Source organism: Streptomyces antimicrobicus (assembly GCF_020532625.1).
Classification (GTDB): domain Bacteria; phylum Actinomycetota; class Actinomycetes; order Streptomycetales; family Streptomycetaceae; genus Streptomyces; species Streptomyces antimicrobicus.
The window spans coordinates 1-9480 of the sequence record NZ_JAJAUY010000191.1; the positions used below are offsets into that span (position 1 = coordinate 1).

11 protein-coding genes are annotated in these 9480 nt (G+C 74.0%); 5 read left to right on the forward strand and 6 right to left on the reverse strand.

Annotation, left to right across the window (positions count from 1 at the left end; genetic code table 11):
- The 5 genes from LG632_RS28230 to LG632_RS28250 form a co-directional block, all read right to left on the reverse strand.
- The coding region (locus LG632_RS28230) for an HD-GYP domain-containing protein (protein ID WP_226730499.1) at positions 1-1460 on the reverse strand (1460 nt) is incomplete at its 3' end.
- Between the two features lie 229 nt (positions 1461-1689).
- Positions 1690-1995: a mycothiol system anti-sigma-R factor gene (gene rsrA, locus LG632_RS28235; RefSeq protein ID WP_226730501.1), complete on the reverse strand. Its 306-nt coding sequence runs from the start codon at positions 1993-1995 to the stop codon at positions 1690-1692.
- Positions 1992-2801 (reverse strand): sigma-70 family RNA polymerase sigma factor, encoded by an 810-nt coding sequence (locus tag LG632_RS28240; RefSeq protein WP_226730509.1) that lies wholly within the window; start codon positions 2799-2801, stop codon positions 1992-1994. The genes rsrA and LG632_RS28240 overlap by 4 nt, the downstream gene beginning before the upstream one ends.
- Before the next feature lie 106 nt (positions 2802-2907).
- Positions 2908-3558: an alpha/beta hydrolase family protein gene (locus LG632_RS28245; protein WP_226730510.1), complete on the reverse strand. Its 651-nt coding sequence runs from the start codon at positions 3556-3558 to the stop codon at positions 2908-2910.
- Positions 3559-3597: 39 nt separating this feature from the next.
- The gene (locus LG632_RS28250; protein ID WP_226730512.1) at positions 3598-4413 is read right to left on the reverse strand and encodes an SOS response-associated peptidase; all 816 of its coding nucleotides are present in this window, start codon (positions 4411-4413) and stop codon (positions 3598-3600) included.
- A 50-nt stretch (positions 4414-4463) separates the two neighbouring features.
- Here LG632_RS28250 and LG632_RS28255 point away from each other — a divergent pair, with 50 nt between their 5' ends.
- From LG632_RS28255 to LG632_RS28270, 4 genes are all read left to right on the forward strand, one after another.
- Positions 4464-5192, forward strand: coding sequence for a M50 family metallopeptidase (locus LG632_RS28255; RefSeq protein WP_226730514.1), 729 nt, complete (start codon positions 4464-4466; stop codon positions 5190-5192).
- A gap of 43 nt (positions 5193-5235) precedes the next feature.
- Entirely contained in the window at positions 5236-6573 is a 1338-nt protein-coding gene (aroA, locus tag LG632_RS28260; RefSeq protein ID WP_226730516.1) for a 3-phosphoshikimate 1-carboxyvinyltransferase, read from the forward strand.
- 4 nt (positions 6574-6577) lie between these two features.
- Positions 6578-7588: a ribosome small subunit-dependent GTPase A gene (gene rsgA / locus LG632_RS28265; protein WP_226730519.1), complete on the forward strand. Its 1011-nt coding sequence runs from the start codon at positions 6578-6580 to the stop codon at positions 7586-7588.
- A 96-nt stretch (positions 7589-7684) separates the two neighbouring features.
- Positions 7685-8008 carry a DMT family transporter gene (locus LG632_RS28270; RefSeq protein WP_150209631.1) on the forward strand — a complete coding sequence of 108 codons (324 nt, stop codon included), beginning with the start codon at positions 7685-7687 and terminating at the stop codon, positions 8006-8008.
- Here LG632_RS28270 and LG632_RS28275 read toward each other — a convergent pair.
- Entirely contained in the window at positions 7962-8558 is a 597-nt protein-coding gene (locus LG632_RS28275; RefSeq protein ID WP_226730520.1) for a TetR/AcrR family transcriptional regulator, read from the reverse strand. The two genes, LG632_RS28270 and LG632_RS28275, sit on opposite strands and share 47 nt — an antisense overlap.
- 108 nt (positions 8559-8666) lie before the next feature.
- Here LG632_RS28275 and hisN point away from each other — a divergent pair, with 108 nt between their 5' ends.
- Positions 8667-9470 carry a histidinol-phosphatase gene (hisN, locus tag LG632_RS28280; RefSeq protein WP_226730522.1) on the forward strand — a complete coding sequence of 268 codons (804 nt, stop codon included), beginning with the start codon at positions 8667-8669 and terminating at the stop codon, positions 9468-9470.
- Positions 9471-9480 lie beyond the last annotated feature (10 nt).

Consider the following 9480-nt stretch of genomic DNA (forward strand, 5'->3'; position numbering starts at 1 on the left):
GCGCCGCCCCCGGCGGCCCCGGCGCCCCCGGCGGCCTGGGCCCGGCTGCCGGCCTCGCCGCCCTGGGCGGGCATGCCCGGCAGGGCCCCGGTGCCCTCGGCGGCCGGGATGACCTGGAGGTCGGCGTCGGAGGTGACCACCGGGTGCCAGCCGTCCCGGCCGATCGCCCGGACCAGGGCCCCGACCATGACCGGGTCGAAGTGGGAGCCGGCGCAGCGCTGGAGTTCGGCCAGGGCGGTGGGCACCGGCCGGGCCCGGCTGTAGGAGCGGGTGGAGGTCATCGCGTCGAAGGCGTCGGCGACGGCCACGACCCGGGCCGGCACCGGGATCTGGTCCCCGCTCAGGCCGTAGGGATAGCCGGAGCCGTCGATCCGCTCGTGGTGGTGCAGGATCGCCGACCGGGCCTCGCCGAGGAAGCCGATGCCGCGCACCATCTCGTGGCCGTACTCGGGGTGGAGTTCGATGACCTTGCGTTCCTGCGGGGTCAGCGGACCGTCCTTGCGCAGCAGCCGGGTCGGTACGCCGAGTTTGCCGACGTCGTGCAGGATGCCCGCGATCCGGACGACTTCGAGGCGGTCCCCGTCCATGCCGAGCTCGCGGGCGATCATCGCGGAGGCCTGTCCGACCCGTTCGCTGTGGCCGCGCGTGTAGCGGTCCTTGATGTCGACGGCCTGCACCAGGGCCCGGATGGTGGCCTGGTGGGCGGCGCGTTCACGGTGGTACTGGGCGAAGATCCAGCAGGACAGGTACATGGGCAGCAGCACCAGCAGCGCGGCCGGCGGCCCGTACGGGCTGTGCCAGAGCACGGCCATCATCAGCCCGGCCAGGGCGTGCACGGCGTGGGGGGCCAGCGAGCGGGCGAGCAGTCCGCGCCAGGCCCGGGCGGCGGGGCGGCGCTCGGCGGCGACCAGGATGCCGCCGTCGAGGGCGGTGAGCACCAGGCAGAACACGGCGGCGGCGACGGCCGCGGGCAGCAGCAGGTAGGGGAAGTCCGCCACCCAGGCCCGTCCGGCACCGCCGAGCGCGGCCGGACCGCGCAGCAGCGCGAACGCGTGCGCGGCGGCCCAGGCGGCGCCCGCCTGCTGGGCCGCGTGCCACATCCGGCGCACCCCGGCGGGGCGTTGCACCACCGGACCGGCCAGCCCGCCGGGCACGGCCACCAGCGCGGCGGCCGCCGGGGGCAGCAGGAAGACGGCGGCGAGGAGCACCGGAAGGAAGGAACCGCTGCCCTCGGGGGCCGGGTCGGACCGGGCCGACCGCCCGGGCCGCCCCGACCGTCCCTCGGGCAGCGGGCACAGCCGGACCAGCTCGCAGCCGAGGTAGAGCCCGGCGAGCAGGACGACCGGCAGCAGCGGGACGTCACCGCGGGCGAGGGCGGGCAGTGCGGGCACCACACAGGCGAGCGCGGCGCAGGCGGTGGCCAGGAGGAAGACACGGGCGGCCGGTGGAAGTACCCGCATCGCGTTCTCCTCCCCGTACCGGGGCGCGGGGGTGCGCTCCCGGGCACCGGTCGTACCGGTACCGAATGGGGAGAATAGGCGGGCCCCCGCGGATGGGGGGCCGCCTTGTGGCATTGCGCCGTCCGGGCACCCCGGGATTACCGCCTTCGGGTGAACGAAGGGCTGTTCCGGGGGCGGCCGTTCGGGCGAGCGGCCGGCGCGACCGACCGGGTCGGCCGGACCGGCCGGATCAGCCGGTGGGGGCGGGGCCCGCCGTGACGTCGGTGTCGGGCACCGCCTGCCCGGCGCGGATCAGCTCGATCCGGCCCATCACCTTGGCCCGCAGGTCGGACGGTACGTCGTCCGACCCGCAGCACCGCTGCACCAGCTTCTTGACGGCCTTCTCCAGGCCGTACTTCTCCAGGCACGGGTTGCACTCGCCGAAATGGGTCTCGAACTTCGTGCAGTCCGCGTCCGGCATTTCATGGTCGAGGAACTCGTAAAGGTGGTCCAGGACCTCAGAGCACTCCGTCTCGTGCGGCTCTCCGCAGCTCATGAGCCCGAGCCTTTCCGTTCGTTCGACTCTCCCGCGCCGGCCGGGACCAGACCGCGCTCGCGGGCGTAGTCCTCCAGCATTCCGCGGAGTTGACGGCGGCCACGGTGCAGTCGCGACATGACCGTACCGATGGGTGTACCCATGATGTCCGCGATCTCCTTGTACGCAAACCCCTCCACGTCCGCGAGATACACGGCGATGCGGAACTCCTCCGGGATGGCCTGGAGCGCTTCCTTCACGTCCGAGTCGGGCAGGTGGTCCAGCGCCTGCGACTCCGCGGAGCGCAGGCCCGTCGACATGTGCGACTCGGCACGGGCCAGCTGCCAGTCCTCGATCTCCTCCGCCGCGCTGCGCTGGGGCTCACGCTGCTTCTTGCGGTAGGAGTTGATGAAGGTGTTGGTCAGGATGCGGTACAGCCACGCCTTGAGGTTGGTTCCCTCGCGGAACTGGTGGAAGGACGCGTACGCCTTCGCGTACGTCTCCTGGACCAGGTCCTCGGCGTCGGCCGGGTTGCGCGTCATGCGCAGCGCGGCCGAGTACATCTGGTCGAGGTAGCCGAGTGCGTCCCGCTCGAAGCGCGCGTTGCGCTCCACGGGCGTCTCCTCCGCGTGGCCTTCGTCGGTCCCAGGGACGGAACCCACCTCCTCCGACTGCGTGGCGGCTCCGAATGCGGACCCACTCGAATCGGAGAATAGTCGACCTTCCCCGCCCCGCGCCGCCCGGGCCTGGGCGCGCTGCGGCGCCGGCAGCACCGTCCAGTCCAGGTCAGTGGCCTGGGGGCGGTTCTGGCTCATGACCTGGGTCATGCGCGTCCTCTCCTTCGGCGGATCTTCGGCGTGTCCTCGCCGGAGCTCCGTGCGTTCCGACACCCCGCACAACCAAGGAGTACGCGCGGTCATTCCCGCTGGAGGGTCACAGCGGCAGGCGGTCCAGCCAGTCGGCCACCGCCGCGGTGATCACGTCCAGGGCGTCCTGCTGGGAGACCTCCGCCTTCTTGGGCACCGCGAACCCGTGGTCCCCGTACGGCACCTCCACCAGCTCGTGGGCGCCCTCGGGGAACTCGTCGGGGCGGCCGAAGGGGTCGCGGCCGCCCTGGAGCACCAGCGTCGGCCGGTCCGCGCCGGTGAGCTCCTCGGCCCGGGACTTCTCCGGCCTGCCCGGCGGGTGCAGCGGGAAGGCCAGCGCCAGCACTCCCGCAGCGCCCAGTTCGGCGGCGGTGCGGCAGGCCACCCGGGCGCCCGCGCTGCGGCCGCCGGCGACCACGGGCAGCCCCGGTGCGGCCAGCTCGGGCCACACGGCGCGCCAACCCTGGTCCAGGGTCGCGGGGGCCGCGGCCACCTTCTTCCCGGCGACCCGCCAGGGCTGCTCGACCAGCGCGACGCCGACCCCCTGGGCGGGCAGGACGGCGGCGAGCGCCTGGAGGTCGCGGGCCTCGATGCCGCCGCCGGCCCCGTGGCCGAGGGCCAGCACCAGCCGGGGCGCGCGGGCGTCGTACCAGGTGATCCGCGCCGCACCGGCGGGGGTGTCCACGCTCCGGGTGCGGCTGGGGGTGCGCAACGTCATGCGCCCATCCTGCCGTCCCGCGGGATCGGGCGCGGCGGATCAGAACAGCGTGCCCAGCTCCGGCGCGGCGAGTTCCTTCAGCAGCTCGGGCCCGTTGTTGCGGACGTTGCTGACGGCCGTGGAGACCGGGTAGGCCCGCATCAGCCCGCCCGGCGGCGGCTCCAGCAGCGCGCGCAGGTCCCGGGCGTCGGTGGTGGCCGGGTCCAGCCAGGCGTCCCAGCGGTCGGGGGTGAGCATCAGCGGCATCCGCGGATGGATGTCGGCCAGTGCACGCGGCCCCTCGGCGGGGGCGACGCCGAGCGGGGTGGTCTCGGCGTCGGTGGTGATCACCGAGCAGGTCACCCACCAGGCGTCCGGGTGCTCGTCGGGCAGGGTCCGGTCGCGCCAGAACTCGTAGAGACCGGCCATCGCGAAGACCGAGCCGTCGGCGGGCAGCACGAAGTACGGCTGCTTGCGGGGCCGCTTCCTCCTGCCCTCCACCTCCAGCTGCCGCTCGTCGGCGCCGGTGACCCACTCGTAATAGCCGTCGGCCGGGACGATGCAGCGGCGCTGCGCGAAGGGCCTGCGGAACGAGGGCTTCTCGTGCAGCGTCTCGGCGCGGGCGTTGATCATCCGGGCCGCGCCCTCGGGGTTCTTGGCCCAGGACGGCACCAGGCCCCACTTCACGGTGCGCAGCTGGCGAACCGGACGCGGGTCCGCCGCGTCCTTCAGGGGGCGGTCGAGGACGACGTGGACCGGCTTGGTCGGCGCCACGTTCCAGTCCGGCTCCAGCGCCTCCTTCGGCTCCCACTTCTCGATCCCGAAGACGTCGACGAGGTCCTCGGGCCTACGACTGGCTGCATACCGTCCGCACATGGCTGCCACACTGCCATGGCCCCGTCCCACCTCGGCAAGGAGTCCGCCCCATGACCGTCGCCTCTTCCGCGGGTACCACCGCCGCCGGGATCTGGGACCGGCTGACCGGTACCCAGCCCGCGCCCGAGCTGTGGCTGGTGGCGGTGACGGCGGTGGTCGCGCTGGCGCTCGTGGCGCCCCGGCCGCTGTGGCGGATGTCCCGCAACGCGGTGACCATCGCGCACGAGGGCGGCCACGGGCTGGTCGCGGTGCTCACCGGCCGCCGCCTGGACGGCATACGCCTGCACTCGGACACCAGCGGCCTGACCGTCAGCCGCGGCAGGCCCACGGGCCTGGGCATGATCCTCACCGCGGCGGCCGGCTACACCGCGCCGTCCCTGCTGGGCCTGGGCGGGGCCGCGCTGCTGGGGGCGCACCGCATCACGCTGCTGCTGTGGGCGGCCACCGCCCTGCTGCTGGTGATGCTGGTGATGATCCGCAACGCGTACGGGGCGCTGACCGTGGTCGTCACCGGGGGCACCTTCCTGCTGGTGTCCTGGCTGGCCCCGGCCGAGGTGCAGGCGCTGTTCGCCTACGGGGTGGTGTGGTTCCTGCTGCTGGGCGGCGTCCGGCCGGTCTTCGAGCTCCAGGCCAAGCGCCGGCACGGCGGAGCGCCGGACTCCGACGCCGACCAGCTGGGGCGGCTCACCCATCTGCATCCGGTCGTCTGGCTGATCATGTTCCATGTCGTCACCCTCTGCTCGCTCATCGGCGGCGGGCGGTGGCTTCTCGGCCTGTGAGCGGATCATCTGGGGCCATGGCTCTGCCACTAAAGTGAGGGGCATGACCCAGACCCCTGCGCCGCCCGCCCTCTGGCCCGCCCCGCTCGCGGACGGAGCCGTCCACGCCACCGTGACCGTGCCTGGGTCGAAGTCGGTGACCAACCGCGCCCTGGTCCTGGCCGCCCTCGCCGCCGAGCCCGGCTGGGTCCGCCGGCCGCTGCGCTCGCGCGACTCCCAGCTGATGTCGGACGCGCTGCGCGCGCTGGGCGTCGGCATCGAGGAGACCGTCTCCTCCAGCTCCGCCGACGCCGGTTCGGGCGAGGCGTGGCGCGTCATCCCGGCCGCCCTGCACGGCCCGGCCACCGTGGACGTCGGCAACGCCGGCACCGTGATGCGCTTCCTGCCGCCCGTGGCCACCCTGGCCGCCGGTGACATCCGCTTCGACGGCGACCCCCGCTCCTACGAGCGCCCGCTCGGCCAGGTCATCGAGGCGCTGCGGGCGCTGGGCGCGCGGATCGACGACGGCGGTCGCGGCGCGCTGCCGATGACCGTGCACGGCGGCGGCGCCCTGGAGGGCGGCACCGTCGAGATCGACGCGTCGAACTCCTCGCAGTTCGTCTCCGCGCTGCTGCTGTCCGCCCCGCGCTTCAACCAGGGCGTGGAGGTCCGGCACGTCGGCGCCACGCTGCCCTCGCTGCCGCACATCAAGATGACGGTGGAGATGCTGCGCGCGGCCGGTGCCCAGGTGGACACCCCGGAGGCGGGCGGCGAGAAGAACGTGTGGCGGGTGGCGCCGGGCGCGCTGCTCGGCCGCGACATGGTGGTCGAGCCGGACCTGTCCAACGCCCAGCCGTTCCTGGCCGCGGCGATGGTCACCGGCGGCACGGTCACCATCCCCGACTGGCCGCGCCGCACCACGCAGCCGGGTGACGCGCTGCGTTCGATCTTCACGGAGATGGGCGGCTCCTGCGAGCTGACCGACGCGGGCCTGGTCTTCACCGGCACCGGCACGATCCACGGCATCGACGTCGACCTCGGCGACGTCGGCGAGCTGACCCCGGGCATCGCGGCGGTCGCCGCCCTGGCCGACTCCCCCTCCACGCTGCGCGGTGTGGCCCACCTGCGGCTGCACGAGACGGACCGGCTGGCGGCCCTGACCAAGGAGATCAACGAGCTGGGCGGTGACGTCACCGAGACCGCCGACGGCCTGCACATCCGCCCGCGCCGCCTGCACGGCGGGATCTTCCACACCTACGACGACCACCGCATGGCCACCGCCGGCGCGGTCATCGGCCTGGCGACCCCGGGCGTCCAGATCGAGAACGTCGCGACCACCGCGAAGACCCTGCCGGACTTCCCGACGATGTGGACCGACATGCTCGCGGGAGCGGGAGAGTAGCGCCATGCGCCGGTACGGCAAGCACACCGACGAGGACGACATCCGCAGCCGCCCCAACCCGAAGGGCAACCGGCCCCGGACGAACATCCGGCCCAAGCACGAGGACGCGGCGGAGGGGTTCGTCCTCACGGTCGACCGGGGCCGGCTGACGTGTCTGGTGGAGGACCGCGAGATCACCGCCATGAAGGCCCGCGAGCTGGGCCGCAAGGCGGCGGTGGTCGGCGACCGGGTGGGACTGGTCGGCGATCTGTCGGGCCGCAAGGACACCCTCGCGCGGATCGTGCGCATCGAGGAGCGCAGGTCGGTGCTGCGCCGTACCGCGGACGACGACGACCCGTTCGAGCGGGTCGTCGTCGCCAACGCCGACCAACTGGCGATCGTGACCGCGCTGGCGGACCCCGAGCCCCGGCCGCGGCTGATCGACCGCTGCCTGGTCGCGGCGTACGACGCGGGCCTCGCCCCGCTGCTGGTGCTGACGAAGTCGGACCTGGCGCCGGCCGACAAGCTGCTGGAGACGTACGCCACGCTGGGCGTGGACCATGTGGTGACCAGCCGCGAGGAGCTGGAGAACGGCGACGCGGCCGACCGGGTGCGCGAGCGGCTGGCCGGGCACATCACGGCGTTCGTGGGGCACTCGGGCGTCGGCAAGACGACGCTGGTCAACTCCCTGGTGGCCGAGGACCGGCGACGGGCCACCGGCCACGTCAACCGGGTCACCGGACGCGGCCGGCACACCACCACCTCGGCGCTGGCGCTGCCGCTGCCGGGCGTGGAGGGCTGGGTCATCGACACCCCGGGCGTGCGCTCGTTCGGCCTGCACCACGTGGACCCCTCGCGGGTGATCCTGGCCTTCCCCGACCTGGTGCCGGGCACCGAGGAGTGCCCGCGGGCGTGCAGCCACGACGAGAAGGACTGCGCGCTGGACGCGTGGGTGGCCGAGGGGCACGCGGACCCGGCCCGGCTGTACTCGCTGCGGCGGCTGCTGGCGACGCGCGAGCGGCGCGAGGGCGACTGACGTTTGCCGCGCGGCCCGTCCGGTCAATGGATATCCGCACGAGTGGCGTGCGTCCGAGGTCGGGACCGGGTCACCTGACGCGGGGAGGCATCCGACATGGCGTGGCTGCTGGTCGTGGTCGCGGGAATCCTGGAGACCGGGTTCGCGGTCTGCCTCAAGCTGTCCCACGGGTTCACCCGGCTGTGGCCGACGATCGCCTTCGCGTGCTTCGCGCTCGGCAGCTTCGGTCTGCTGACCCTGGCGCTGAAGAAGCTGGACGTGGGACCGGCGTACGCGGTGTGGACGGGGATCGGGGCCGCCGGTACGGCCATCTACGGCATGGTCTTCCTCGGCGACCTGGTCTCCACCTTGAAGATCGTCTCGATCACGCTGGTCATCGTCGGGGTGATCGGCCTGCAGCTGTCGGGCTCGGCGCACTGAACGCGCCGAGCAGGTGGTCGAGCACCGGCTCGGCCGGCTCCTCGGCCGGCGCGACGACGTAGGACAGGGCGAGCCGCACGACGAGCTCGCAGTGGCCGGGCGAGGCGTGCAGGGGGCCGAGCGCGGCCGCGGCCCGGTCGCGCACCGCCCGGGTGAGCGCGCCCGGTTCGGCAGGCACCGCGCCGGGCAGCCGCGGGGCCGGGAAGCCGGCCTCGGGCGCGGGTAAGGCGTCGCTCCAGCAGCCGGTGAGCAGGGCGCGCACCACCGGGTGGGTGCGGGCGGCGGTCACGGTCCAGTCGGCGAGGGCGGCCAGCCGTTCCGCGGGGGGCGCCGGCAGGTCCAGGGCCCGGTCGACCCCGGCGAGGAACCGGTCGGTCTCGCGCCGCACCAGCGCCCGCCCGAGGCCGTGCTTGCCGCCGAACTCGTTGTACAGGGTCTGCCGGGACACCCCGGCGGCCGCCGCGACGTCGACCATCCGTACGGCCCGCCACGGGCGCGCGGCCAGCGCCGCTCCCGCCGCTTCCAGCAAGGACTCCCGCGCTGCCGGCATCGTCGCCTCCCGCCCGCCCGTCCGTTCCCGCCAGCGTTGAGGCGGGAACGCGACGGTGTCAAGAGAGGCCGTGTGGTCCGGCCGGTCGGGTGCCGATACTGTTCGGCCATGCCCGAGTATGACGATGATCTGCGCCTTGCCCACGCCCTCGCCGACGCCGCCGACGCCGTCACCATGGCCCGCTTCAAGGCCCTGGACCTGAAGGTGGAGACCAAGCCGGACATGACTCCGGTGAGCGAGGCGGACACCGCCACGGAGACCGCGATCCGCGCCCTGCTGCGGGAGGCGCGGCCCGCGGACGCGATCCTGGGCGAGGAGTACGGGCTGGTCGGCTCGGGCCCGCGGCGCTGGGTGGTCGACCCGATCGACGGGACGAAGAACTACGTGCGCGGGGTGCCGGTCTGGGCCACGCTGATCTCCCTGATGGAGGAGGACGAGAACGGCCGGTTCCGGCCGGTCGTCGGTGTGGTCTCCGCCCCCGCCCTGGGCCGGCGTTGGTGGGCGAGCGAGGGCGGTGGCGCGTTCGCCGGGGGCGACCTGGCCACCGAGGGCCGGATCGGCGTCTCCAAGGTCGCCGCGCTCGGCGACGCCTCGTTCGCGTACTCCTCCCTCGGCGGCTGGGAGGAGCAGGGCCGGCTGGAGGGCTTCCTCGACCTCACCCGCGCCTGCTGGCGCACCCGCGGCTACGGCGACTTCTGGCCGTACATGATGGTCGCGGAGGGTTCCTTGGACCTGTGCGCGGAGCCGGAGCTGAACCTGTGGGACATGGCCGCCATCGCGGTCGTGGTGACCGAGGCGGGCGGCCGTTTCACGAGCCTGGACGGGGTGGACGGCGTGGACGGCGGCAACGCGGCCGCCTCCAACGGGCTGCTGCACGAGGAACTGCTGGCGTACGTCCGCCCTCGCGGCTGAGCCCGCGCGG

Coding starts and splice junctions, on each gene's coding strand:
- rsrA (WP_226730501.1), bottom strand. CDS start 1,995: ATGAGCTGCGGAGAGCCGCACGAGACGGAGTGCTCTGAGGTCCTGGAC.
- LG632_RS28240 (WP_226730509.1), bottom strand. CDS start 2,801: ATGACCCAGGTCATGAGCCAGAACCGCCCCCAGGCCACTGACCTGGAC.
- LG632_RS28245 (WP_226730510.1), bottom strand. CDS start 3,558: ATGACGTTGCGCACCCCCAGCCGCACCCGGAGCGTGGACACCCCCGCC.
- LG632_RS28250 (WP_226730512.1), bottom strand. CDS start 4,413: ATGTGCGGACGGTATGCAGCCAGTCGTAGGCCCGAGGACCTCGTCGAC.
- LG632_RS28255 (WP_226730514.1), top strand. CDS start 4,464: ATGACCGTCGCCTCTTCCGCGGGTACCACCGCCGCCGGGATCTGGGAC.
- aroA (WP_226730516.1), top strand. CDS start 5,236: ATGACCCAGACCCCTGCGCCGCCCGCCCTCTGGCCCGCCCCGCTCGCG.
- rsgA (WP_226730519.1), top strand. CDS start 6,578: ATGCGCCGGTACGGCAAGCACACCGACGAGGACGACATCCGCAGCCGC.
- LG632_RS28270 (WP_150209631.1), top strand. CDS start 7,685: ATGGCGTGGCTGCTGGTCGTGGTCGCGGGAATCCTGGAGACCGGGTTC.
- LG632_RS28275 (WP_226730520.1), bottom strand. CDS start 8,558: ATGCCGGCAGCGCGGGAGTCCTTGCTGGAAGCGGCGGGAGCGGCGCTG.
- hisN (WP_226730522.1), top strand. CDS start 8,667: ATGCCCGAGTATGACGATGATCTGCGCCTTGCCCACGCCCTCGCCGAC.